Genomic DNA, 25547 nt, shown 5'->3' on the forward strand with positions numbered 1-25547 from the left:
GTCCCATGCAACGTAGTTGTCTACCAGTCGAGCTGTGTGCCGTCGTGCTGAAAGAAGCGGCCGTGGAACGCGTCGCGCGATGCCGCCGCCTGCGCCAGCACCTCGCGCATGCCCGCCACGCTGCGCGCGGGATCGAGCGCGGCCTGCGCGCCGCCCATGTCGGTGCGCACCCAGCCGGGATGCAGCGACACGCAGGTCGCGCGTTGCGCGTCGAGCGACGCGAGCTTCAGCACGGCGTTCAGCGCCGCCTTGCTCGCGCGATACAGCCAGCCGGTCGTGCCGCTTGCATCGGCGATGCTGCCCATGCGACTCGAAATCACCGCGAGCACGCCGTCCGTTTCCTCGACGAGCGGCAGCAGGATTGGCAGCAGCTGCATCGGGCCGCGCACGTTCGTGTGCATTACGTGATCGAAGTCCTCGGCGGTGATCGTTTCGATGCCTTCGGTGCGTGGACCGTACACGCCCGACACCAGGATCGCGGCATCGAGCCGTTCGCCGTCGAGCTTCCAGCCGAGCGCCGCGATGTCTTCGGGCGCGGTGACGTCGAGCGCGAAGGTTTCGGCGCCGAGTTCGTTGAGCGCATCGAGCGCGGCGCCGTCGCGCGCGGTCGCGAGCACGCGCCAGCCGCTGTTTCTGTACTGCCGGACGAATTCCTGGCCGATGCCACGCGATGCACCGACGATCAACACTGTTTTCATCGTATTCCTCGAAGATTTTGTGGCTGCGTCAGATCAGTTCGACACCCATCGCGGTCGCCTCGCCGCCGCCGATACACAGCGTCGCGACACCGCGCTTCAGACCGCGATTCTTCAGCGCGCCGATCAGCGTGACGAGAATGCGCGCGCCCGAGGCGCCGATCGGATGGCCTAACGCGCACGCGCCGCCGTTCACGTTGACCTTGTTGTGCGGTAAATCGTGCTCTTTCATCGCGGCCATCGTGACGACCGCGAACGCTTCGTTGATTTCGTACAGATCGACGTCGCCGGCGCGCCAACCGTTCTTCCCGAGCAGCTTGCGGATCGCGCCGACCGGCGCGGTGGTGAACTTCGCGGGCGCCTGCGCGAACGTCGAATGACCGACGACGCGCGCGAGCGGCGCCACGCCGAGCCGTTTCGCGGTCGACTCGCGCATCATCACGAGCGCGGCCGCGCCGTCCGAGATCGACGACGAGTTCGCCGCCGTCACGGTGCCGGTCTTGCTGAACGCGGGCTTCAGCGTGGGGATCTTGTCGAGGTTGGCCTTGAACGGCTGCTCGTCGCGCGCGATCGTGACGTCACCCTTGCGGCCCGCCACCGTAACCGGCGCGATTTCCCAGTCGAACGAGCCGTCCTCGTTCGCGCGCTTCGCGCGGTTCAACGACTCGACCGCGAACGCATCCTGCGCCTCGCGCGTGAAGTCGAACGACGCCGCGCATTCCTCGGCGAACGCGCCCATCAGACGGCCTTTGTCGTAGGCGTCTTCGAGGCCGTCGTAGAACATGTGGTCGAGCACCTGGCCGTGGCCCATGCGAATGCCGCCGCGCGCTTTCGGCAGCAGATACGGCGCGTTCGTCATGCTCTCCATGCCGCCCGCGACGATCACGTCGAGCGAGCCCGCGGCCAGCATGTCGTGCGCGAACATCGCCGCGCGCATGCCGGAGCCGCACATCTTGTTGACCGTCGTGCAGCCGGTGGCGAGCGGTAGACCCGCGCCGAGCGCGGCCTGGCGCGCGGGCGCCTGGCCGAGGCCGGCGGGCAGCACGCAGCCCATCACCGCTTCGTCGATCTGCTCGGGCTTCAGACCCGCTCGTTCTACGGCCGCCTTGATCGCGACCGCGCCGAGTTGCGGCGCGCTCAGCGACGCGAAGTCGCCCTGAAAGCCGGCCATCGGCGTGCGCGCCGCGCTGACGATTACGATTGGATCGGCGTTGATACCACTGTGGTTTGCGTCACTCATGTTCGAGCTCCTTGGTCATAGCTTGGATGGCTACCGCCGCGCGTTGCCTGATGCGAACCCTTGTGGGATTCATCAAGCCACGCGCACATTTGGCTCGTCCGCCTGCGCATCGGGCGCTTGGGCGAACCGCTCCGGATAACGCACGCAAAAGCGCACGGTCTGGTCGTACGGGAAAAAATCGGGCAGCTCGCCCTTCAACAGGGAATCCTTGTGTCGTTGCCACAGTTCGGGTTCGAAGAAATCCGCGTGATGCCGCATGAACGAGCGGCGCACGCGCGGATCGCCGAGCAGGAACGTGCCGTACGTCTGCGGAAAAATATCGTGCGGACCGACCGCGTACCACGGCTCGGCCGACATTTCGTCTTCCTCGTTGCGCGGCGGTGGCACCGCGCGCACGTTGCAGTCGGTCAGGTATTCGATCTCGTCGTAGTCGTAGAACACGACGCGGCCATGTCGCGTGACACCGAAGTTCTTGTACAGCAAGTCGCCGGGGAAGATGTTCGCCTGGATCAGTTCCTTCACCGCGTTGCCGTATTCCTTGATACCGCGCTCGACGTCGTCGTCGTTGCCGTTCTGCAGGAACAGATTGAGCGGCACCATGCGTCGCTCGATGTACATATGGCGAATCACGAGGTTCTCGCCGTCGTACTCGATCAGCGACGGCACTTCCTTCTCGAGTTCGCGCAACAGCGTTTCGTCGAGCCGCGCAAGCGGCAGCGCGACGCTCGAATATTCGAGCGTGTCGGCCATGCGGCCCAGGCGGTCGTGGCGTTTGACGAGCTGATACTTCTGCTGGATCTGCGCGCGCGTGGTTTCCTTCGGCGGCGGAAAGTTGTCCCTGATCAGCTTGAACACGTACGGAAACGACGGCAACGTGAACACCAGCATCACGAGCCCCTTGATGCCGGGCGCGACGATGAAATGGTCGCTCGAATGCGACAGGTGATGCAGCAGGTCGCGATAGAACAGATTCTTGCCCTGTTTCTGCAGACCCACCGACGTATAGATTTCCGCCTTCGGTTTGCCCGGCATGACCGTGCGCAGAAACTCGACATACGCGGACGGCACTTCCATGTCGACCAGAAAATACGAGCGCGAGAAGCTGAAGATGATCAGCAATTGCTCGCGCTTGAGCAGCACCGTGTCGAGCGCGAGCACGCCCGGTTTCACATGACGCAGCGGCACCGCGAACGGCAGCAGCGCGTCACCGTTGATGATGCGCCCGACGATATACGCGGCCTTGTTGCGATAAAACAGCGACGACAGTACGTGAATCTGGAAGTTCGGCGCTTCGTCGAATACGCCGAACGCTTCGTGAATCGACTGCATCACGCAGGCGACGTCGCGCGTCAGATCCTCGAACAGCGGATCGAGCTGGAAGTTCGTGACGATTCGCTCCAGCGTCGCGGCAAGTCCATCTGTACCGGGGTAATACGCGCGATAGGTCGGCTTCGCGGCCGGTTCGTCGTTCTCGATGTATTCGGTCGAGATCGCTGGGCGCACGAAAATGAAATCGTTGTTGAAATACGAGCGGTGCAGGATCTTGCAGGATACCGAATTAAAAAACGTTTCCGCGCATTCGGGCTGACGGTGCGTGGTCAGAAGGCCGATATAGTGCAGCTTGATCTGCTGCCACACTTCGCTGTCGATGTTCTCCGCGTCGTACTCGTCTTCGAGCAGCTGCACGCATTCCTGCACGCGATCGTCGTACGAGGCGATGCGGTCGCGCGCGAGTTTTTGTATGCCATGCCAGTCGCCGGTTTCGAACAGCGTCTTCGCGTGGATCGCGGCTTCGCGAAAGATCCGGTAGTGACGGTCGAACCCTTCGAGCATCGTCTGTGCGACGTCGAAACCGATTTGCGACGATAACAGCTTGGGGAAGTGATTCATCACGCGCGCTCCGCAAACGCCGGTCAGAGTCAGGCCAATTCAGGCAGGCTTCGCGTCATGCCTGGCGCCGTCGAGCAGCGCGCGCGCCTGCGCTTCGTACTGCGAGAGATCTTCGAGCGTCGCGTCGAGATCTTCGCGCTGACGTTCGAGCACCTCACGATGACGCGCGACCGTGGCGAGAAACGCGTGCAGTTGCGGCACGGTGTCGGTCGGCGATTCGTAGGCGTCCAGCAGGTCGCGAATCTCCGATAGCGTAAAGCCAAGCCGCTTGCCGCGCAGCGTGAGCTTCAGACGCGTGCGGTCGCGGCCCGAATAGACGCGCCGCAAGCCGCTCGAACCCTCGCGGCGCGGCGAGAGTAAACCCTGATCTTCGTAGAAACGGATCGCGCGTGGCGTGACGTCGAATTCGCGCGCGAGCTCGGTGATCGTGTATTGCGTATTCATCGGGACATCTCGTGGCCGTGTGGCCGGGCACAAAACCGGATTGGACGATAGAATCGACGTTTACGTTATCGTCAACCTGAGCGGAAAGCAACCACAACCAGGCCGACCGGCATCGCACACCTCGCCATGCCGGAGGGTCGTCGGAGGAAGACAGTCCCTATGAATGCACTCGAACACCAGCTCGAATACCCCTTCAACGACACGATGCCCGACGCGGGCCGCACGATGGAAGTCGCGCCCGGCGTGCTTTGGCTGCGCATGCCGCTGCCATTCGCGCTCGACCATATCAACCTGTGGCTGCTGCGCGATGAGATCGACGGCCAGCAAGGCTGGACCGTGGTCGATTGCGGCATCACGTCGGACACGATCAAGGCGAATTGGGAGAGCGTGTTCGAATGGGTGCTCGACGGCCTGCCGGTGCTGCGCGTGATCGTCACGCATTGCCATCCGGATCACATCGGCCTCGCGCACTGGGTGTGCGGCGGCGGTGATAAAAAGCGTTGGGACGCGCGGCTGTGGATGACGCTCGGCGAATACATGCAGGCGCGCGTGATGGCAACCGGCGACGGCTCGAACGCGGGTGGCGAGGCCGCGGCGCGGCACTTCGCGCGGCACGGTCTGACCGACGCCGAATCGCTCGAAAAACTGCGCAATCGCAATAGCTACTACTCGAGCCTCGTGCCGGCGATTCCGGGCCAATACCGTCGTTTACGCGAAGCCGAGGATGTCAGGATCGGCGGCAGGACGTGGCGCGTGGTGACGGGCTTCGGCCACTCGCCGGAACACTGTGCGCTGCACTGCGCGGAAACCGGCACGCTGATTTCCGGCGATATGGTGCTGCCGCGCATTTCGACCAACGTGTCGGTGTTCGATATCGAGCCTGAGGGTTCTCCGCTCGAACTGTATCTGGAGTCGCTCGGCCGCTACGAGACGATGCCTGAGGACACGCTCGTGCTGCCGTCGCATGGCAAGCCGTTTCGCGGGGCGCGCACGCGCATTCGTCAATTGCGCGAGCATCACGACGCGCGGCTCGCCGAAGTGCGCGAAGCATGTGCGGAAAAGCCGCGCAGCGCCGCCGATATCGTGCCGTTGATGTTCAAGCGCCAGCTCGATATCCATCAGATGACATTCGCGATGGGTGAGGCGCTCGCGCATTTGCATCTGCTGTGGCGAGCGGGGGATTTGAAGCGGACGCAGGATGCGGATGGAGTGATTCGGTTTGCGGCGGTGTGATCTCGGCCGTTGGCTGCGGGCATAGAAGCGACGACGAATAGGTCCGCGCTACGCGGAGGCACTGAGCGGCGCAACGATGCCAGGCGTCCTTTCGTGCGAACTACTTCAACGGCAAGTCAGAGGCAGCGTCGCGGAGTTGCTGGGCTCGCCGGTTGTTGAGTTCGGAAATGCAAGCCAAACGGCCCAATTCGTGCGAATTGCCCGCCCCACCACCACTTAGTGAAGCTGCGAATTCGCATTGAGCCTTGCGGTACTCCGCGAATTTCCTGTTTGATGCGACGAGTTTTGCCCTGGCCTGGTTGACGTACTTGTTGTCTTCATCCCATTTGGAGAGGGTGCCAGCCATCTTCTCCTCGGCTCGTTTGAGGGCCTTCTGACGGGCCTCTGCTTTCTCTGCCAGACAGTCCCGCATTCCCGCTTGCGAGAACGCGCTGCATTCCTCGCGCAGAGCCCGTTCGCTTGCAACGGGAGCAGTTGAGGCCGCAAGGACCATTGTTGGCAGGTAGGTGGTCAAACCGAAACAGATCAGGTTTATTGTGCGCATAGGGCTGCCTTCCCGTTACGCACCAATGACAACGCGTAGTCAAGTTTTCTGGCGTATTTTGAGTCACGACCTCCGTTATAGCGCCGTGCTATCAATGTCGTGGAGATGGGGTGCCAGCTTGCAATCACATTTTGAACTGAAGCTTTTCGGTACTTCAACACTTGTCCAGGGCGAAGAGCAGTGGACGTCGGGTTTAGCTTTCTCAACATCTCGATCGTGGTGCCTTGAGCCCTTGCCATCCTGTCCAAGCTATCGCCCGGCTTGACAGCGATCTCATAAACTTTGGGGTCAGCGCCAAGTACGCTCCGGTACTCGAAAATTGCCATGCGCATGAGCAGGTAGCCAACCCCGGCACGGATGTTATACGCCGGTATCGTTCTGACTGAGGCAATTGTCAGCTGTCCTTTCCAGCCTGGTAGCAGAATCAGATCGCCGCCTTCTTTGCCCGAAAGCAGCGATGCTAATCCAGGATCGCCTGCAACCCCAATCTGCATCGGCTTGGCGTTCCACTGAGGATCGTGGGCACCTGTTTCGACCCACAACATCGCCTTGATAAGCTGCCAGTCCAAGGGCACGTACCCGGAAGTGCCGCGAAGTTGGCGGTTGTACTCATGGACTGCCATCTGGATCTCGCAGTCCCAGGAATTCCATTTGGCATCGCTTACAGCCTTGCTAACGCCATCCTGCCACCGTTCAAAACCTGTCCTCGTTGGAGCTTGCATTGCCATAACCATTCCTTCTGTCAAAGTGTGGGCGGCTACTTTGCAAGCAATTATCAGCTTCTTGCCTGAGGAAAATTGCATTAGGAATCGGTCTGGCGGGCGAAGGCCCGAGATCACGTCGAAAAAAGGTTACGCAGTGTCAGATGCAACCAGCCAATTCGCGCGTTGAATAAAAAAGCCCGGTTCAAAAACCGGGCTTTCTTGCAGGGCCGCCTGCGCTAACCGCAGTGCAAAATCACTGCACCACCACCGCCCCGAAATTCTGCCGTCCAAACGGACTCACGTGATACCCGCTCACGTTCGTGCGCGTGATCGCGGCAGCGGTCGGATAGCCGAGCGGAATCCACAGCGCTTCGTCGTGGATGATCTGCTGCGCGGCTTCATACGCTTTCGTGCGCCTGGCGATATCGGACGTCGCTCTGCCGTCGGCGATCAGCTTGTCGAGGTCCTGATCGCAGAACCGCGCGAAGTTGATGCCCGACTTCACCGCGTTGCAACTGAAGAGCGGCGACAGATAATTGTCCGGATCGCCGTTGTCGCCGGCCCATCCCATGAACAGCGAGTCATGCTGTCCTTGCTTCGCCTGCTTGATCAGTTCGCCCCATTCAATCACCTTGACTTCCGCTTTCACGCCGATCTTCGCGAAGTCGGCCTGCAGCAGTTCGGCACCGGCCTTCGGATTCGGATTCAGTACGCTGCCATTCGGACGCACCCAGATCGTCGTTTCAAAACCGTTCGGATAGCCCGCGTCGGCGAGCAGCTTCTTCGCCTTCGCCGGGTCGTACGGCCAGCCCTTGATCGAGTGGTTGTAGCTCCACGTATTCGGCGGAAACGGGTTCACGGCCGGCGTTGCGGTGTTGTCGAACACGGTCTTCAGATATGTCGTGCGGTCGAACGCCATGTTCAGCGCGGCGCGCACCTTCTGGTTTTCAAGTGGCTTCTGCTGCGTGTTCAGCGCGACGAAGGCCGTCATGAACGCGGGCGTCTGCACGATCGCGAGCGACTTGTCGTTCTTCGCGTCGGCGAGATCCTGCGGCTTCGGCGACAGCGCGATCTGGCATTCGCCAGCCTTCACCTTCTGCGCGCGCACGGTCGCGTCCGGCGTGATCGCGTAGATCACGCGCTCGATCTTCGGCTTCGTCCCCCAGTAGGTCGGGTTCACGTCGTAGCGGATCACCGCGTCTTTCGTATAGCCCTTCAGCACGAACGGCCCGGTGCCGATCGGCTTCGCGTTCAGGTCGACCTGCTGGCCGGCCTTCAGCAACTGGTCCGCGTACTCGGCGGAATAGATCGAGGCGAAGCCCATCGTCAGGATCGACAAGAACGTCGCGTTCGGCTCGTTCAGTTCGAACTTGACCGTGTTGTCGTCGACCTTGGTAATCGACTTGATCAGCTTCGGCAGTCCCATCGACTGTGCGTGCGGGAAGCCGCTCGCGCCCGCCACCTTGTGCCACGGATTGCTGTCGTTGAGCATGCGGTCGAACGTGAAGATCACGTCGTCGGCATTCAGCGCGCGGGTGGGCTTGAAGTAGTCGGTGGTTTGGAACTGCACGTTGGGGCGCAGGTGGAACGTGTACGTCAGGCCGTCGGGGCTCACTTCCCACTTGTCGGCGAGCGCGGGCACGACCTTCTTCGCGGCTTCGTCGAACGACACCAGCGAGTTGAAGATCACGTCGGCCGATGCATTCGTCGTGACGAGCGAATTGAACTGCACGACGTCGAAGCCGTCGGGGCTCGATTCGGTACAGACGGTCAACGGTTTGGCGAGCACGAGCGCGGGCGCAGTGAACAGGATGGCGGCTGCGAGCAGTTTGAAGCGCATAGGATCTCCGGTAACGAGCGCAGTCAGGCAGTGCGTCTGGTTGTGTTTATGGCGGCGATGCGTGAGCGGGCAGGTCAGCGGTCCCGGCGCGCGCGTCGCCACGATTGTGATACGTTCCCGGCGCCGTCGTACAGGTCGGGCGATCCCGGCCTGAGGCCTGGGGGCCGGCCTTCGAGATCTGGCCGGCGGCGCGCCTTCGCGAAAGCTTATCGAAGGGCCATTTTGGCGACAACAATTTAATCGACATATCCATATGGGGGCGGCGCGGCTATGCTGCCGCCTCAGGCTGCGGCGGCCTGACGCAGCATGTAGCCGATGCCACTTATTGCGCGCACGCCGTACCACGACGTCATTTCCCCATCGATCAGATCGATGCGCTTGCCGGTGAGACGCGAATCGCGCGCGAGCGCGTCGCGATGCGCGGCCGTGAAGCGGTACGGCTCGCTCGACAGCAGCACGCGGTCGACCTGCGCGAGCCACGGCGCGTCGTCGAAGTCGAGCGTCGGGTAACGCGCGGCGCCCGCGCTGCCGCCGCGCACGTCGGGCAGCGTATGCCAGTTCACGAGGCGCAGCATCGCGGCGATGTAGGTGTCGCTTGCGACGCTCATCCACGGTTCGCGCCAGATCAGGTACAGCACGTTCTGCGCGGCGAAGGCGTGAGCGCCGGCTTCGCGCAGACGCGCTTCGAGCGAGTTGCTCAAGCGCCGCGCTTCTTCTTTACGCCCGAAGATCGCGCCGAGCAGCGCGAACAGCGCGAGGTTGTCGTGCGGCGTCTGCGGATGGGTGACGACGATGTGCGGCATGAACGCGCGCAGTTGCTCGACGGTGTCGCGTTCGTTCTCGTCGACATTGACGATCAGATGGGTGGGGCGCAGCGCGCGGATCGCGTCCAGTTTGACGGCCTTCGTGCCGCCGACCTTCGGCACCGCCCGGACCTTGTCGCGCGGATGCACGCAAAAGCCGGTGCGCCCGACGATCTGCCGCTCGAGGCCGAGCGCGAACAGCGTTTCGGTGAGGCTCGGCACCAGCGACACGATGCGCGCGTCGGTGCCCGCGGATTCGTGCGCGACGCCGGCTGCATCGACCGCACGGGACTGCATGGCTTACTCGGTGGCGGCGCGCGGCTTGCGCGGCGCGCGTTCGAACACGCGGTCGTAGAGCCAGCGCGGCAGCACATGCAGCAGCATCGCGGCCACACGCATCTGCCACGGAAACACCGCGAACGACGTCTGCCGTTCGACCGCCCGCGCGACCTTCGTCGCGAAACGGTCGGCGTCCATCAGGAACGGCATGTTGTACGGATTGTGCTCGGTCATCGGCGTGCGGATATAGCCGGGCGCGATCGTGACGACCCCGACGCCGAACGGCCGCATCTCGACGCGCAACGCCTCGAGATACTTCAGGGCCGCCGATTTCGACGCGCTGTACGCGCCCGACCCGGGCAAGCCGCGCACGCCCGCGACGCTCGCAATGCCGACCAGCGTGCCGCGCTTCGATGCGGCCATCGCGGCGGCAAATGGCTCGAACGTCGCGACCATGCCGAAGTAATTGATGTCCATCACCTCGCGGAACGTGCGCAGATCGGCGTGACCCGTCAGCGCGCCGCGGCTGATGCCGGCGTTGGCGATCACGATGTCCGGCAGGCCGTGCGCGGCGATGAAGCGCGCGGCCGCATCGGCGAGCGCTTCCGCGTCGCGCACGTCGAGCGCGTAGATCAAGACGGTGTTCTGGGGATGGGACCGCTGGAACGCGGCGAGCGAGTCGCCGCGGCGGGCGACGAGACCGAGAATCGCGCCGCTCCGTGCGTATTCGCCGGCGAGCGCGAGGCCGATGCCGCTCGAAGCGCCGGTAATGAAAACCTTCAGCGGAGAGGTCATACCGGCGCCTCGTGATTACATCTTCTTGGCGCGGACTTGCGAGACGAGGTAGTCGAGCACCTGGACCGTGCCCGGCAGGGTGCCGGTCGCGGCCGGGCCGGTTTCATACTTGCCCTGCACGGCGAGCGTCGGCACGCCGTCGATCTTGTAGCCGTCGAGCAGCTTCTTGTCCTTCTGCAGCGCGCTTTGCGTCGAGAACGAGTTGTACGCGTCCATGTACTTCTTCGGATCGACGCCGAGCTTCGCGAGGAATTTGGTCTGGTCTTCCGGCGTCAGCAGGTAGTTCTTGTTGACATGGATTTCGTTGAACACCTTCGGCGTCAGTTCGTTCGCGACGCCGAGCGCATCGAGCGCGTGGTACATCTTCGAGTGCGGGATGAAGTCGTCGCGGAAGGCGACCGGCACGCGGCGGAACACGACGTCCGGGCCCTGCTTCTTGATCCACGCTTCGAGGAACGGCTCGAATTCATTGCAATGCGGGCAGCCGTACCAGAAGAATTCGGTGACTTCGATCTTGCCGGCCGGCACGTCGGTCGGTTGCGGCGAGGCCAGCACGGTGTAGTCTTTGCCGGCAACCGGCGCGGTCGGCGACGCATGCGCGCTGGCCGCGATCAGGCCTAGCGAGAGAAACAGGATGCTCAGCAGCTTTTTCATGTTGTGTAGACCCAGATAAGGCGGTAGCGCGGCGACGCCATGCTAAGGGCCCGTCGCCGCTGGTCGGATTCGGTGTGGCCGCCCGCCACAATACAGGTCGAAGCGGCCATCGTGCTTGTGACCCGCGCGCCGCGCCGATAGTTCGACGCGCCGTGCGAGCCGGCATTACCGTTTATTTATTGTTTGGCGAAGCGGATCACCGCGGTATCGACACCCGCGTCCGACAGACGCTGACGGCTCGAATTCATGTCCTCGAACTTCGAGAACGGCCCGATGCGCACGCGGTAGTACGTGACGCCGCCGGCATCGCGCTGCGTGACCTTTGATTCGAAGCCCTGGAACGCGAGGCGCGCGCGCTGCTGTTCGGCATCGGCGGCGGTCTTGTACGCGCCGACCTGCAGGAAGTAGCCGGTGTTCGCATCGCCCGGCGCCTGAGCGGCGGCCGAGCCCGGCTTGGCGTTGGCCGCCGTGGTCGCGCTCGTGCTCTTAGGCGCGGAGCCTGCCGCGGTGGCGGCGGGCGCGCTCGACGTCTGCGGTTTCTTCGCCGGCGCCGGTGCGACGATGCCGCCGGTACCGTTCTCCTGCGCGGGATTTGGCGCGACGGCCGTGCCGTTGTTATTCGCGTTGCCGCCCGACGGCGGCACTTCGACGATCTGCGGTTCTTCGAGCATGCCCGACTGGGTCTGGGCGTTGGTCTGGCCCGGCGCGGTGTTCGGCGGAGCCGGTTGCGCGGCCTGCGGCACCGGCTGGCCCGGCGTCTTGCCTTGCAGCGGACGGTTCGGATCGTATTGCGCCTGGCTCGCACCGTTGTCGGTCGCCGCTGGCGGCGCGACCTTCGACACGAACGGCGTAGGTGCACGGGTGATATACAGCGCCACCACTACCGCGATCGCCAGGCCGACGATCAGGCCCAGCACGATGCCGAGAAAAGTGCCCCCGGTTTGCTTCGATTGCTTTGTTGTGCGGCGTGGTTTTGCCATCGTACGAATCACCTGCAAAAAGAATCCAGGAACGGCCGCCGATTATAACGACGGCCGCGCGCATATTACGCTGGAGGAGTTACATCTTGACGGGAGCGGAGACGCCGATCGTCGCGAGACCGTTGGCCAGCACCTGGCGCGTGGCCGCGAGCAGCGCGACGCGAGCGTTGCGTTCGGCCGCATCGTCGACCAGCACGCGCTCGGCACGGTCATTGTAGAACGAGTGAAATTCGCCAGCGAGTTCGCGCAGGTAGAAGGCGACCGCGTGCGGCGCGAGTTCGTCGGCGGCGTGCTGCAGCATGTCCGGGAATTCGGCGAGCTTGTTGAGCAGCGCCATCGAGCGCTCGCTTGTCAGCGGCGCGAGATCCACGTTTGCGAGCGCGTTCTCGTCGAGGCCGTAGCGCGCATTGCACTCGGCGATCACCGAGCAGATGCGCGCGTGCGCATACTGCACGTAGTGCACCGGATTCTCGTCGTTCTGCTTCAGCGCGAGGTCGATGTCGAACACGAACTCGGTGTCCGCCTTGCGCGAGATCAGGAAAAAGCGCACCGCGTCGCGGCCGCGGCGAATGGTTTCCTCGTCGATCAGATCGACGGCCGCTTCCGAGCCCGGCGTCGCGCCGCCCGACCATTCGATCAGATCGCGCACCGTCACGTAGCTGCCCGCGCGCTTCGAGATCTTGACTTCTTCGCCGTTGCGCATGACCGTGACCATCTTGTGCAGGATGTAGTCGGGGTAGCCCTTCGGAATGCCGATGCCGAGACCCTGCAGACCTGCGCGCACACGCGCGATCGTGCCGTGGTGATCCGAGCCCTGCACGTTGATGACCTTGGTGAAGCCGCGCTCCCACTTCGCGACGTGATAGGCGACGTCCGGCACGAAGTACGTGTAGGTGCCGTCGGTCTTGCGCATCACGCGGTCTTTGTCGTCGCCGTCGTCGGTGGTGCGCAGCCACAGCGCACCTTCCTGCTCGTAGGTCTTGCCAGCGGCGATCAGCGCGTCGACCGTTTTCTCGACGCGGCCTTCCGTGTACAGCGACGATTCCAGGTAGTACTGGTCGAACTTCACGCCGAACGCCTGCAGGTCCATGTCCTGCTCGCGACGCAGATACGTGACCGCGAAGCGGCGGATCGCCTCGAGGTCCTCGACGTCGCGCGCGCCGGTGACGGGCTCGCCGTCGCTCGCCTCGACCGTGATGCCGTTCAGATAGTCTTTCGCGATGTCGGCGATGTACTCGCCGTTATAGGCCGACGCGGGCCAGCCTTCGTCGCCGGGGGCGAGGCCGCGTGCGCGTGCCTGGGTCGACAGGGCGAGCGTGTGGATCTGCACGCCGGCGTCGTTGTAGTAGAACTCGCGGTGCACGTCCCAGCCCTGCGACGCGAGCACGTTCGCGAGCGCGTCGCCGAGCGCGGCCTGGCGGCCGTGGCCGACGTGCAGCGGGCCGGTGGGGTTGGCCGACACGAACTCGATCAGCACGTGCTTGCCGGCGTCGCGCCTTGAGCGGCCGTACGCGTCCTTCTCGGCGAACACGGCGGCGATCACGCCTTGCTTGGCTGCGGCCGTGAGCCGCAGGTTGATGAAGCCAGGGCCCGCCACTTCGGCGGTGTCGATCAGGCCTTTGGCCTGCGGATTGACGAGCAGCGCATCGACGATCTGTTGCGCGAGCTGGCGCGGATTGGCGCGCAGCGGCTTGGCGAGCTGCATCGCGACGTTGCACGCGACGTCGCCGTGCGCGGCGACTTTCGGGCGCTCCAGCGCAATGGCGGGCGAGACGAAGGCGGCTTCCGTCGCGCCTTGGGTGGCAGTCGCGATCTGCTTCACCGTCTCGGCGAGCAGTGTTTCGAGTGTGTGTTTATGTGCGGGCAGCATGCTTGTTGCGAGTCCAGTGAGGCAATCCGGTAAGGCGGAAGAGGCGCCGGCCGAGGCCGGTGTCGCAAGCGTAGAACGCGGCAGCGCTTTGCGGCGCCGATGGCTGCGCCGCCGGCAGACTGTCCCCCAAGGCGATGCGACGAGACGCAAGCAGCGCAACGCGGTGGACTCCGCTCGGCGGCCCGCCGGCACGCAGGCTCGCGCGGCATGCGGATTGCGGCCGATGGTTCGACGCCCCCGCTTGCACACGTGCGCGATGCTCGTCGAGCCTTGCCATACGTGGCGCTGGGCGGCGCGCTTTTCCGTTCAGACGGATTTTAGCAGGTGCTAATATGTTCAATGAGTTGCCCACGAGGGGCTGGGGCCGCCGCGCCTTGCCGGCGCCACGTCAGGCGCGCGCTGTTGCCGCCCTTGGGACGCTCATGCGTTAACCCGACATAACGAAAAAGGGAACGGTCATGCTGATTACTTTCAAGTGCCACGCCTGCCCGGACGTGATGATGCTGGAGAATCTGGCGCAGTATCTGGTCGGCATTGTCGGCAAACGCCTTGGGCAGCGGGGCGTCATTACTCACGACGAACTGGGCCCGGCCATCGAGAAGCTCGAAGCGGCGATCACCTCCGACAAGCAGGAGCGCGCCGAGCACGAGGGCCATTTCCACGAGGGCGAAGACGGCCGCGATCGTCACGAGATTCCGCCCGGTCTCGCGCAGCGCGCGTATCCGTTCCTCGACATGCTGCGCGCGGCGCAGAAGGAAAACGCGGATATCGTCTGGGGGCTTTGATTTCTGCTGGGTCCCGAGCGCCGCGGCCCGGTCTCAGAAGGCCTTCATAAGCGCTTTTGGGGCGCACTCAAAGAAAGGAGCCCGCTTGACGCGGGCTCTTTGTCATTCAGAGGGCTTGTCCGTCTCGCCGCTCACTGGCTCGCGGGGGCCGCCGACGCTGCCGCGCCTTTCTTCATCTTTTGCTTCTTCGCCTTTTTGACATGCGCCTCGGTGGGGGGCGAGTAGGAGCTGACCGCGCTCGATCCGCCCGGCGCGGCGGGTTGTGCGAGCGCCACGGAAGCGCCCGCGGCCAGCGAAACAGCGGTCAATAACAGTGTCAGCTTCTTCATACGATTTTTCTCCGTTGACGGTTGCAATTTCGGTGAGCCGGCGCGTTGTGCTCGCGCCTGACGGGATGAAAGCCGACTCAGTCTACAAAGCCGAAATTGCCGTGGCGCCAAATATTCAGTCTTTCGGACTCGATATAGTCGCGCACGCGCGGCTCGGGCCGCACGGCCCGGCCCGGCCATGTATCGCTTCACGCTCAAAGCAACGGCGCCAACGCGCGCTCGGCGTCCGCTTTCGTGAGCGACATCCGCTGCGCGTAGTCGTCGAGCTGGTCCGCGCCGATCTTGCCGACCGAGAAATAGGTGCTGTCCGGATGCGCGAGGTAGAAGCCCGACACGCTCGCCGCCGGCAGCATCGCCAGCGATTCGGTCACGCTCATGTTGATTTCGTTCGCCCGCAGCACGTCGAACATGTCGCGCTTGACGAGGTGGTCGGGGCAGGCCGGATAGCCTGGCGCCGGGCGGATGCCGCGGTATTTTTCGGCGATCAGCTCGTCGCTGGAAAGGTTTTCGCTGTTCGCGTAGCCCCACAGGTCGCGCCGCACGCGCGCGTGCAACGCTTCGGCGAATGCTTCGGCGAGCCGGTCCGCGAGCGCCTTCAGCATGATCGCGCTGTAGTCGTCGAGATCCTTCTCGAACTGCCTCTCCTTCACGTCGACGCCAAGACCCGCCGTCACCGCGAACATGCCGATGTAGTCGGCGACGTCCGAGTCCTTCGGCGCGATGAAGTCGGCCAGCGAGCGGTTCGGTCGCATCACCCCGTCGACCACCGGCCGCACGCTCTGTTGCCGCAGATTGCGCCACGTCAGCGCGACTTCGGTGCGCGATTCGTCCGTGTAGATTTCGATGTCGTCGTCATTCACCGTGTTGGCCGGCAACAGCGTGATCACGCCGTTGGCCTGCAGCCAGCGGCCCTGAATCAGGCGCGCGAGCATCGACTTGCCGTCGGAGAACACGCGCCGCGCCGATTCGCCGACGATCTCGTCATTGAGAATCGCCGGATATGGGCCGGCGAGATCCCACGTCTGGAAGAACGGACCCCAGTCGATATAGTTCGCGAGCTCGTTCAGATCGAAGTTCTTGAACACGCGCCGGCCGATGAACTTCGGCTTGACCGGCTGATAGCCTGCCCAGTCGATCTTCGTCTTATTGGCGCGCGCTTGCGCGAGCGTGACCATCGGCTGTGCTTTTTTGTTCGCATGCTGATCGCGGATGCGGTTGTAGTCGGCGTTCAGTTCGTCGATGTACTTCGCGGCGCCCTCGTCGGACAGCAGGCTCGAGGCGACCGATACCGAGCGCGACGCGTCCGGGACGTAGACCACCGGCCCGTCGTAGTGCGGAGAGATCTTCACCGCCGTGTGCACACGCGAGGTCGTCGCGCCGCCGATCAAGAGCGGAATCTTCCTGACGCGGAAGTAGTCGTCGCGCTGCATTTCCGATGCGACGTAGGCCATTTCTTCGAGACTCGGCGTAATCAGGCCCGACAGCCCGATGATGTCCGCGCCCTCGACCTTCGCCTTCGCGAGGATCTCGCTGCACGGGACCATCACGCCCATGTTGACCACTTCGAAGTTGTTGCACTGGAGCACGACCGACACGATGTTCTTGCCGATGTCGTGCACGTCGCCCTTCACGGTCGCGATGACGATCTTGCCCTTGGCGCGCACGTCGCCGCCGGCCGCCGCGAGCTGGCGCTTTTCTTCCTCGATGAACGGGATCAGATGCGCGACCGCCTGCTTCATTACGCGCGCCGACTTCACGACCTGCGGCAGGAACATCTTGCCCTGGCCGAACAGGTCGCCGACGATGTTCATGCCGTCCATCAGCGGACCTTCGATCACGTTGATCGGACGGCCGCCTGCAGCGGCGATCTTCGCGCGCACTTCCTCGGTGTCTTCGACGATGAACGTGGTGATGCCGCTAACGAGCGCATGCGCGAGACGCTTCTCGACCGGCTGCTTGCGCCACTCGAGGTTCTCTTCCTTCTTCGCAGCGCCGCTTTTGAACTTGTCGGCGATTTCGAGCAGGCGGTCGGTGCCGTCTTGACGGCGATTCAGCACGACGTCTTCGACGAGCTCGCGCAGTTCGGGATCGAGTTCGGCATACACGCCGAGTTGGCCCGCGTTGACGATGCCCATGTCCATCCCCGCCTGGATCGCGTGATAGAGGAACACGGTGTGAATCGCCTCGCGCACCGGATCGTTGCCGCGGAACGAGAACGACACGTTCGACACGCCGCCGCTCACCTTCGCGTACGGCAGGTTCTGCTTGATCCAGCGGGTCGCCTCGATGAAGTCGACCGCATAGTTGTTGTGTTCCTCGATGCCGGTCGCGATCGCAAAGATGTTCGGATCGAAGATGATGTCCTCGGGCGGAAAGCCGACTTCGTTGACGAGCACGTCGTACGAGCGCTTGCAAATCCCGGTCTTGCGCTGGAACGTATCGGCCTGGCCCTGTTCGTCGAACGCCATCACGACCGCAGCCGCGCCATAGCGGCGAATCAGCTTCGCATGATGAACGAACGCTTCCTTGCCTTCCTTCAGCGAGATCGAGTTGACGATCGCCTTGCCCTGCACGCACTTGAGACCCGCCTCGATCACGTCCCACTTCGACGAGTCGATCATGATCGGCACGCGCGCGATGTCCGGCTCCGACGCGATCAGATTCATGAAGCGGACCATTGCCGCTTTCGAATCGAGCATCGCCTCGTCCATGTTGATGTCGATTACCTGCGCGCCGTTCTCGACCTGGTGGCGCGCGACGGCCAATGCTTCGTCGAACTGATTGTTCAGGATCATTCGCGCGAACGCTTTCGAGCCGGTCACATTGGTGCGTTCGCCAACGTTGATGAACAGCGTCCCGGACGTGACGTTGAACGGCTCGAGGCCGGCAAGGCGCATGGTGTGATCGGTCATGGCGTGTGTGCGAGTCGGGTGCGTGCGTTAAGGGACGTGCAGGGCGTCGGGGCGAAGTGTTTCAGGCGGGCTCAGGCCGCGTCGCGATACTGGCTCGGCCACTTGCGCGGCTTCAGCTCGGCGAGCGCCTTCGCGATCGCCGCGATGTGCTCGGGCGTCGTGCCGCAGCAGCCGCCCGCGATGTTCACGAGCCCCGCTTCGGCGAATTCCTCCAGCAGGCCAGAGGTATCCGCGGGTAATTCGTCAAAGCCGGTGTCGCTCATCGGGTTCGGCAGGCCGGCGTTCGGATAGCACGACACGTAGGTGTCGCACAGCTTCGCGAGCTCGGCGATGTAAGGACGCATCAGCGCCGCGCCGAGCGCGCAGTTCAGGCCGAACGTGAGCGGCCTCGCGTGACGCAGCGAGTTCCAGAAGGCCTCGACGGTCTGGCCCGACAGAATGCGGCCCGACGCATCGGTGACGGTGCCCGAGATCATGATCGGCAGACGCTCGCCGGTGTTTTCGAACAGCTCGTCGAGCGCGAACAGTGCGGCCTTCGCATTCAGCGTGTCGAAGATCGTTTCGACGAGGAACAGGTCCGCGCCGCCGTCGAGCAGCGCTTTCGCCTGCTCGTAGTACGCGGCGCGCAGTTCGTCGAAGGTCACGTTGCGCGCGCCCGGATCGTTGACGTCCGGCGAAATGCTGGCGGTTTTCGGCGTCGGGCCGATCGCGCCAGCGACGAAGCGCGGCTTGTCCGGCGTTGCGTATTTGTCGCACGCGGCGCGCGCGAGCTTCGCCGATTCGATGTTCATCTCGACGGCGAGCGATTCCATGCCGTAGTCGGCCTGTGCGACCGTGGTTGCGCCGAACGTGTTGGTCTCGATGATGTCCGCGCCCGCCGCGAGATACTGCTCGTGAATCTCGGCAATGATCTGCGGCTGGGTGATCGACAGCAGTTCGTTGTTGCCCTTGATGTCGCGCGCGTAGTCCTTGAAGCGCTCGCCGCGATAGCCGGCTTCGTCGAGCTTGTAGCGCTGGATCATCGTGCCCATCGCGCCGTCCAGAATCAGGATGCGCGAGTTCAGCAGCGCGGGCAGCGCTGCGCCGCGGGTGTAGGCGGGCTCCGAACGGACTGGCGTGATGGATTGAGCAGGCTGGGTCATGGCGGACGAGGGCTTGCGCCGGCGTTGGCGGAAAGCCTGTCATTGTAGCCGCTGCCGGGCGGATGCGCCCGGCGCGGAGGAGAGTGCGAGGCGCGGCCGGCAAAATCGACCGATACGAACGCGCCGCGCCGGGAATTCAGAAACGCGCTAACCAACGACGCAATAAAAAACGGCCCGGCAAGCCAAAGCCTGCCGGGCCGTTTCGCTGCCGCCGACCGCTTGATGGAACCCGCCGCCAAAGCCGCGCGGTGCGGTCGATCGATGTCGCCAGAGCGCCAGCTGAACACCTCCGGTCAATGCAGGACCACCGGTTGATGCATCAGACTGTCGAATTGACCGAGGAATTCATCAACCTCGTCGAGCGTCGGCTCGCCTTCGATCAGCTTTTGCACATGCTCGCGAAAACGCGCCGCCATTGCCCCATCGATGTAGATTTCGCGCTGCATGTTCTTGTCGACAATCTCGTAGCCGCCCGACTTCATGGCAAGCAGACCTTCCTGCGGAGGAAACTCGACGACACAGTAGTTAGGGCTGTTATAGATCATTTGCATGGCGACACTCCTTATTTCCGTTGGGCTCCTGCCCTTTTTCTGCACCGTAGGTGGAGCATGTGGGATGGAATTCAAGGGGTGGGTCCGGACGACGCAAGTAAAAACTCCGGACCTGACGGTTAGACTCGCCGCTCCAGAAACGATTCAAGCAAGGCGGCAAAACGGTGTGATTGCTCGATTGGCGCGAGATGCGCGGCGTCCAGCAACTCGAAGCGGGCGCCCTCGATCGCCTCCGCTATTGCCTGCGTAGCAGCAGGGGGCGTGCCAGTGTCGTGACGTCCGGCCACCGTCAGCGTCGGTGAGCGGATTGCGCCGTGCTGGCCGCGAAGGTCGAAATCGCGCAGTGCCTCGCAGGCCATCGCAAAACCTTCCGGCGAGGTGCGCGCAAATGTCTCACGGATCGGCTCGACCGCTTCGGGATGGCCGGCCTGAAAGTCGGGCGTGAGCCAACGTGCGATCGTCGACGGTAACAGCGCCTCCATGCCGTCGCTGCGCGCGGTGTGGGCACGCTGATTCCACAACTCACGGTTCTCGGGCGGAGTGCCGCCGGTGCTGTCGGCAATCGTCAGCGTGTCGATGCGCGATGGATGGTCGAGCGCGAACTGCTGCGCAATCATGCCGCCGAGCGACAGGCCGACCAGGTGCGTCGTCCGCGCGCCGAGGGCATCGAGCAGTTTGGCGAGATCGTCGGCCAGATCGCGCATGGCGAACGGCTCGCGCGCAACCGCGCTGTGGCCGTGGCCGCGCACGTCGTAGCGCAGCACCGTGTAATCGTCGCGGAAATAGCCTGCCATCTGATCCCAGATGGAAAGATCGCCGCCCAACTGATGGATGAACGTGAGCCACGGGCCGCCGCCTTCGTTGCTCAGCACGTAGCGTGTGTCGATACCGTTGATGTTCACTTGCATGCGGACTCCTTTGAGGAAACGCAGTGAAAAAGCGCGGTGGGTCGCCTCGTTCGCACGAACGGGGCTCCATTGACGTGCGAGTCAGCGTTGCAAAGGAAGTTTCGCCGATCTCGAGCAAATCTGCTCGTGACACTGTGTCACGAAAAGTGTCACGGTTTGATGATGGTCGGAGCGGTCGAATCGACCGGTGCAGCTGGGGCGGCTTCGGGTGTTACTGCCGATGTGTCCGCCGGAGCTGGCGCCGGCGTTGCAGGGCCCGTGGCAGCGGGGGCTGCGGGTGCAGCAGGCGTGGCCGGCGCGCCACCATTGCCGCGGTCATCCGGCGACGTGCCATCGACATTGAGCTTGCCGCGCCACACCAGTTCGAACTGGGTACCGTTCGGCTCCGTCTGCAGGATGCGCGCCGGCAGCCAGCCAAGGGACGGGGCGAGCCACACATCGACGCGGCGCTGGTCGCCATCGTGCCGCGGCAGACGTTTGAAGTGACGCGTCTCCAGGTAGCCTTGGGCGGCGCGGATCGTTTCGTCACCGATCGTCTCGATCGGCCAATTCTCCCCGCTATCGGTATCGACGACGAAAAACTGTCGCGTCACGCCAGGCTTATAGGCGTCAGGATCGCCGCGCACGAGGCTCGCGAGCTGCATCACGACACTGAAGCGATCCTGCGCGCCGTCGGGCAACGGCAACGAGGCGGGCGTGCGCGTAAAGCCAACCTTCTTGTCGTTGCGATTGAAGATCGCGATGTCTTCGGCGCGACGGCCACGCTTTTCGCTGTACTGCGCCGGCGCGAGGCCAAAGGCATCGATGCCGCCGTGGCTCGAAAACACGAATGGACCGACGAACGGCAGCGGCACTGATACGACCATTTCGTAGCCCTGCCCGTCGCTCGCCCAATGGATCGTGCCGGGCGCGTTGCGCACGCCGTTATAGAACGTGTCGTAGTCGAGTTCGGCCGACGGCGGTACCGAAAACTTCACGCCCTGCGACGCTTGCGGCGCGCTGGCCGCGGCAGGGGCGCTCGCGACGGCGCCATTGGCATTCGCATGGGCCGATGGATTCGCGTTCGCGGTGGCGGGTGGCGCGCTAGCCGCCACCTCCGATGCCGGCGTGGCTGCGGGCTCGTTCGGTTTGGCCGGTTGCAACGCGGTCATCACATGCTGCTCGCGCGGCGGCCTCGCCGCGGGCTTGCGTGCTGGCGCGGGCGGATGCGGTGCCGGCATGGCGGGCTGTGGCGCGGGTTGACGCTCGACCCTTTCGGGCGTCAGCAGCACGACCTGCACCGGCACATGCTCGTGATTCACCGGATTCAGATCCACGCGATTGCGCTCGAACCATTGCGCCGCGATCCAGTGCACAACCGCGACGGCCGCGAGGACGGCGATCCAGCGCCACGCGCGCGCGCCGCGTCCCGGCCCGCTACCAAAAGCGGGCAGGCGATCATGACGGCGGTTGGCGGAAGCAAAATCCATCGGCGCTTGAATCGGTGAGAGCGTGAAAGGATCGGTGCGTATCAACCGTTGTCGCCACGCGGCGTCGCGCTATAGCCGAGTTCGTACGACAGCTTGCGCGCGCATTCGCGCAGCGCGGTATCGATCTCGCCGCCCCAGCGGATATCGAACGCGCCTTCATGGCCGAGCGCGACGAGACCGAGCGCGAGTTCGCCAGTCGAATCGAACACCGGCAACGAAAACGCGTGGATCGTCGGCAGCAGCATGCCTTCGACGCGCGCAGCCTCGTGCTCGCGCACCTCGGCGAGCACCTTGTCGACCTCTTCGCGGGTGCGTGGCGCGCCGCTATACGACGAGCGCCGCGAGTCGGCCAGCTCGCGCTCGAGCATCGCGGCGGTCTTGCCGGACGGCAGGTAGGCGGCGAACAGCAGACCGGTCGCCGAACTGAGCAAGGGCATCACGTCGCCGAGCTTGAGCGACGCCTTGGCCGGATAGCTCGACTCCATCCAGTGCACCATCGTCGGTCCCTGATTGCCCCACACCGCGATGCCGACGGTCAGGTCGAGCCGGTCGCGCAGTTCGGCGAGCGCGATGCGCGCGAGCTTCACACCGTCGACGCGAGCAAGCCGCGCGAGCCCCAGCTGCAAAGCGAAGCCGCCGAGTTCGTAGCGGCCCGACAGCGGGTCCTGCGCGACCACGCCGAGACGCAGAAAGCTGACCAGATAGCGATGCGCCTTCGCCGGACTCATGCCCGCGCGCTGCGCGAGATCGCGCAGCATCATCGCGCGCGGCTCGTGGGTCAGCACGTCGAGCAGCCTGAAACCGACCTCGATCGACTGGATGCCCGAGCGCAGTTTTTCTTCGCCGGGTTCGTCATCGGCGCCGGTTGCGTCGGTTGCATGGGCGGGATCGAGCAGATCGTCGACGGACGCGGGGTCGGTGCGGGTGCGGATCGTGCCGGAGCGGGCGTTGGCGGACATGTGCAAAAGGCGCGAGCAGCGCGTTCGGTGATCGTAATGGAGACGGCTACGGTGACACGACGACGAACACGCAGATATTGGGCCGCGCCGATTCACCATCGTAGAATACATTCCTTCCATCGTCACTAATACACGGTTCACAGCTCTATGAAACTTGCCTCGCTGAAGGACGGCACGCGCGACGGTCAACTGATCGTCGTGTCCCGCGACCTGCACACGGCGGCCATCGCCGACGCGATCGCGCCCACGCTGCAGTGCGTGCTCGACGACTGGGCCTTCTACGCGCCGCAACTGCACGACCTGTACGATGCGCTGAACCAGGGCCGTGCGCGCAACAGCTTTTCATTCGACGCCAAAGAGTGCATGGCGCCGCTGCCGCGCGCGTTCCAGTGGGCCGACGGCTCGTCGTACGTGAACCACGTCGAGCTCGTGCGGCGCGCGCGCGGCGCGGAAATGCCGCCCGAATTCTGGACCGACCCGCTGATGTACCAGGGCGGTAGCGACGACTTCATCGGCCCGCGCGACGACGTGGCGTGCGCATCGGAAGAGTACGGCATCGACTTCGAGGCCGAAGTCGCGGTCGTCACCGGCGAAGTGCGGATGGGCGCGACGCCCGAGCAGGCCCTGCGCGGCGTGCGGCTGGTCATGCTCGTCAACGACGTGTCGCTACGCAACCTGATCCCCGCCGAACTCGCGAAGGGCTTCGGCTTTTTCCAGAGCAAGCCGGCCACCTCGTTCGCGCCGGTCGCCGTGACGCCCGACGAGCTCGGCGAACACTGGCGCGAAGGCCGCGTGCATCGGCCGATGATCGTCCACTGGAACGGCAGGAAGGTCGGCCAGCCCGACGCGGGCACCGATATGGTGTTTCACTTCGGTCAGCTGATCGCGCATGCCGCGAAAACGCGCAATCTGCGTGCTGGTGCCATCGTCGGTTCGGGCACGGTGTCGAACAAGGACGCGAAACGCGGCTACTGCTGTATCGCCGAGAAGCGCTGCCTCGAAACGATCGAGCACGGCGCGCCGCAAACGGAGTTCATGAAATACGGCGACACCGTGAAGATCGAAATGTTCGACGATGCGGGCAAGTCGATTTTCGGTGCGATCGATCAGAGCATCGCGCCGCTCGAATGAAGCGCGGCGCTCACGCGGCAGTGCTGTGACGCGGGTGGCACGCGCGAAAGGGTTTCGCCCGATGCCGCCACTTGCGCGCGCGGCTACACTGCGGCAAACATCACAACGAAAACCCCGACGTGAGGAGACAGCATGCCGCGATTGGACTTCTCCGCAGCTGAACGTCGGCGCGCTTGCGCGTCGCCCGTTGAAGCGCGCACGAGCGCGCGTGGCTTGCCTCAACGTGGTCGGCGCTTCGCGCGGCGCGCCGCGACGCTGTGGGCCGCGCTTGCCTGTGCGTTGCCGCTGACATCGTTCGCGCAGGTGAAGATCGGTCTCGTGCTGTCGCTGACCGGGCCGGCCGCGTCGCTCGGCATTCCCGCGCGCGACACGGTCGCGCTGCTACCCAAACAGATCGGCGGGCAGAACGTCGAATACATCGTGCTCGACGATGCATCGGACACGACCCACGCCGTGCAGGACACCAGGAAGCTCCTCAGCGAGAATCACGTCGACGCGATCATCGGCTCGTCGATCACGCCGAATTCGCTCGCGATGATCGACGTGGTCGCCGAGGGCGAAACGCCGATGATCTCGCTCGCGTCGTCCGCGAAAATCATCGAACCGGTCGACGCGAAACGTCGCTGGGTCTTCAAGACGCCACAGACCGACGCGATGATGGCCTCGACGATCGCCGAGCATGCGAGCGGACACGGTGTGAAGACGATCGCGTTCATCGGCCAGGCCGACGCGCTCGGCGAGACGTTCTACGCCGAGGTCGCGAAGTTCGCGCAGCTGCATCACATCGACGTGGTCGCGAGCGAGCGTTTCAATCGCACCGATCCGAGCGTGACCGGCCAGGTGCTGAAGATTCTCGCGACCCACCCCGACGCGGTAGTGGTCGGCGCGGCCGGCACGCCTGCCGCGTTGCCGCCGAAAACGCTGCGCGAGCGCGGCTACAAGGGCGTCATCTATCACAACCACGGCGTCGGCAATAACGACTTCCTGCGCGTGTGCGGCGCCGATTGCGACGGCACCTTCCTGCCCGCGAGCCCGGTGCTGGTCGCCACGCAATTGCCGGCCGATCATCCGGCCAGGCGTCTCGCGCTCGATTACATCGAGCGCTTCGAAGCGCGGCACGGCGCGGGCAGCGTGTCGGCATTCGGTTCGTACACGTCGGACGCGGGCGCGTTGCTCGAGCATGCGATTCCGCTCGCGCTGAAAGCCGGCGCGCCCGGCACGCCGCCGTTTCGCCGCGCGCTGCGCGACGCGCTCGAAGGAACACGCGGTCTCGCGGACACCAATGGCGTCGTCAACATGAGCGCGGCCGATCATCTCGGGCTCGATCAGCGCGCCCGCGTGATGGTCGAAATCACCAATGGCAAGTGGCTTTATCAGCCGCATTGAACGG

Annotated in this window: 22 protein-coding genes and 1 pseudogene; 4 read left to right on the forward strand and 19 right to left on the reverse strand. The window is 64.2% G+C overall.

Annotated features, from left to right (window positions below; translation table 11 throughout):
* Positions 1-20: 20 nt before the first annotated feature.
* The 4 genes from OKW41_RS41825 to OKW41_RS41840 form a co-directional block, all read right to left on the reverse strand.
* A complete protein-coding gene (locus OKW41_RS41825) occupies positions 21-698 on the reverse strand; it encodes an SDR family oxidoreductase (protein WP_187628338.1) in 678 nt (225 codons plus the stop codon).
* A 28-nt stretch (positions 699-726) separates the two neighbouring features.
* On the reverse strand, positions 727-1935 hold the full coding sequence (locus OKW41_RS41830) for an acetyl-CoA C-acetyltransferase (protein ID WP_429576063.1): 1209 nt from the start codon (positions 1933-1935) through the stop codon (positions 727-729).
* Between the two features lie 72 nt (positions 1936-2007).
* Positions 2008-3825 (reverse strand): bifunctional isocitrate dehydrogenase kinase/phosphatase, encoded by a 1818-nt coding sequence (gene aceK / locus OKW41_RS41835; protein WP_429453439.1) that lies wholly within the window; start codon positions 3823-3825, stop codon positions 2008-2010.
* Positions 3826-3864: 39 nt separating this feature from the next.
* Positions 3865-4269, reverse strand: coding sequence for a MerR family transcriptional regulator (locus OKW41_RS41840; protein WP_429453437.1), 405 nt, complete (start codon positions 4267-4269; stop codon positions 3865-3867).
* Positions 4270-4428: 159 nt separating this feature from the next.
* Between OKW41_RS41840 and OKW41_RS41845 the strand changes: the two genes are divergently transcribed.
* Positions 4429-5502, forward strand: a complete 1074-nt coding sequence (locus tag OKW41_RS41845; RefSeq protein WP_429453435.1) for an MBL fold metallo-hydrolase — start codon at positions 4429-4431, stop codon at positions 5500-5502.
* A gap of 100 nt (positions 5503-5602) precedes the next feature.
* Here the strand turns inward: OKW41_RS41845 and OKW41_RS41850 are convergent, their stop codons facing one another.
* The 8 genes from OKW41_RS41850 to argS form a co-directional block, all read right to left on the reverse strand.
* A complete protein-coding gene (locus OKW41_RS41850) occupies positions 5603-6046 on the reverse strand; it encodes a lysozyme inhibitor LprI family protein (RefSeq protein WP_429576064.1) in 444 nt (147 codons plus the stop codon).
* Positions 6034-6774: a LysM peptidoglycan-binding domain-containing protein gene (locus OKW41_RS41855; RefSeq protein ID WP_429454606.1), complete on the reverse strand. Its 741-nt coding sequence runs from the start codon at positions 6772-6774 to the stop codon at positions 6034-6036. Before OKW41_RS41855 ends, OKW41_RS41850 begins: the two co-directional genes overlap by 13 nt.
* A 229-nt stretch (positions 6775-7003) precedes the next feature.
* Positions 7004-8590 carry an ABC transporter substrate-binding protein gene (locus OKW41_RS41860; protein ID WP_429576065.1) on the reverse strand — a complete coding sequence of 529 codons (1587 nt, stop codon included), beginning with the start codon at positions 8588-8590 and terminating at the stop codon, positions 7004-7006.
* Positions 8591-8871: 281 nt separating this feature from the next.
* Positions 8872-9690 carry a helical backbone metal receptor gene (locus OKW41_RS41865; RefSeq protein WP_429576066.1) on the reverse strand — a complete coding sequence of 273 codons (819 nt, stop codon included), beginning with the start codon at positions 9688-9690 and terminating at the stop codon, positions 8872-8874.
* 3 nt (positions 9691-9693) lie between these two features.
* The gene (locus OKW41_RS41870) at positions 9694-10467 is read right to left on the reverse strand and encodes an SDR family oxidoreductase (protein WP_429576067.1); all 774 of its coding nucleotides are present in this window, start codon (positions 10465-10467) and stop codon (positions 9694-9696) included.
* 15 nt (positions 10468-10482) lie between these two features.
* Positions 10483-11121 carry a thiol:disulfide interchange protein DsbA/DsbL gene (locus OKW41_RS41875; RefSeq protein ID WP_429576068.1) on the reverse strand — a complete coding sequence of 213 codons (639 nt, stop codon included), beginning with the start codon at positions 11119-11121 and terminating at the stop codon, positions 10483-10485.
* Positions 11122-11297: 176 nt separating this feature from the next.
* On the reverse strand, positions 11298-12101 hold the full coding sequence (locus OKW41_RS41880) for an SPOR domain-containing protein (RefSeq protein ID WP_429576069.1): 804 nt from the start codon (positions 12099-12101) through the stop codon (positions 11298-11300).
* Between the two features lie 79 nt (positions 12102-12180).
* The gene (argS, locus tag OKW41_RS41885) at positions 12181-13971 is read right to left on the reverse strand and encodes an arginine--tRNA ligase (protein ID WP_429453424.1); all 1791 of its coding nucleotides are present in this window, start codon (positions 13969-13971) and stop codon (positions 12181-12183) included.
* A 458-nt stretch (positions 13972-14429) separates the two neighbouring features.
* Between argS and OKW41_RS41890 the strand changes: the two genes are divergently transcribed.
* A complete protein-coding gene (locus OKW41_RS41890; RefSeq protein ID WP_018419249.1) occupies positions 14430-14756 on the forward strand; it encodes a DUF1840 domain-containing protein in 327 nt (108 codons plus the stop codon).
* Positions 14757-14887: 131 nt separating this feature from the next.
* Here OKW41_RS41890 and OKW41_RS41895 read toward each other — a convergent pair whose 3' ends face one another.
* The 7 genes and pseudogenes from OKW41_RS41895 to OKW41_RS41925 all read right to left on the reverse strand — a co-directional run bounded on the left by OKW41_RS41895 (position 14888) and on the right by OKW41_RS41925 (position 23026).
* A complete protein-coding gene (locus OKW41_RS41895) occupies positions 14888-15085 on the reverse strand; it encodes a hypothetical protein (RefSeq protein WP_018419250.1) in 198 nt (65 codons plus the stop codon).
* Between the two features lie 194 nt (positions 15086-15279).
* Positions 15280-18009 (reverse strand): annotated as a pseudogene (gene metH / locus OKW41_RS41900) (methionine synthase); the annotation flags it as partial.
* A gap of 59 nt (positions 18010-18068) precedes the next feature.
* Entirely contained in the window at positions 18069-19139 is a 1071-nt protein-coding gene (locus tag OKW41_RS41905; protein ID WP_429576070.1) for a homocysteine S-methyltransferase family protein, read from the reverse strand.
* 293 nt (positions 19140-19432) lie between these two features.
* A complete protein-coding gene (locus tag OKW41_RS41910; RefSeq protein WP_062125693.1) occupies positions 19433-19690 on the reverse strand; it encodes a BTH_I0359 family protein in 258 nt (85 codons plus the stop codon).
* 119 nt (positions 19691-19809) lie between these two features.
* Positions 19810-20598, reverse strand: coding sequence for an alpha/beta fold hydrolase (locus OKW41_RS41915; RefSeq protein ID WP_184026471.1), 789 nt, complete (start codon positions 20596-20598; stop codon positions 19810-19812).
* A 149-nt stretch (positions 20599-20747) separates the two neighbouring features.
* The gene (locus OKW41_RS41920; protein ID WP_429576071.1) at positions 20748-22067 is read right to left on the reverse strand and encodes a DUF3108 domain-containing protein; all 1320 of its coding nucleotides are present in this window, start codon (positions 22065-22067) and stop codon (positions 20748-20750) included.
* Positions 22068-22108: 41 nt separating this feature from the next.
* Complete coding sequence (locus OKW41_RS41925; RefSeq protein ID WP_429576072.1) at positions 22109-23026, reverse strand: IclR family transcriptional regulator; 918 nt, start codon at positions 23024-23026, stop codon at positions 22109-22111.
* A 147-nt stretch (positions 23027-23173) separates the two neighbouring features.
* Between OKW41_RS41925 and OKW41_RS41930 the strand changes: the two genes are divergently transcribed.
* Complete coding sequence (locus tag OKW41_RS41930) at positions 23174-24157, forward strand: fumarylacetoacetate hydrolase family protein (RefSeq protein ID WP_429576073.1); 984 nt, start codon at positions 23174-23176, stop codon at positions 24155-24157.
* A gap of 132 nt (positions 24158-24289) precedes the next feature.
* On the forward strand, positions 24290-25543 hold the full coding sequence (locus tag OKW41_RS41935; protein WP_429576074.1) for an ABC transporter substrate-binding protein: 1254 nt from the start codon (positions 24290-24292) through the stop codon (positions 25541-25543).
* Positions 25544-25547 lie beyond the last annotated feature (4 nt).

This window comes from Paraburkholderia sp. UCT70, assembly GCF_050434085.1.
GTDB classification, from domain to species: Bacteria; Pseudomonadota; Gammaproteobacteria; order Burkholderiales; family Burkholderiaceae; genus Paraburkholderia; species Paraburkholderia tuberum.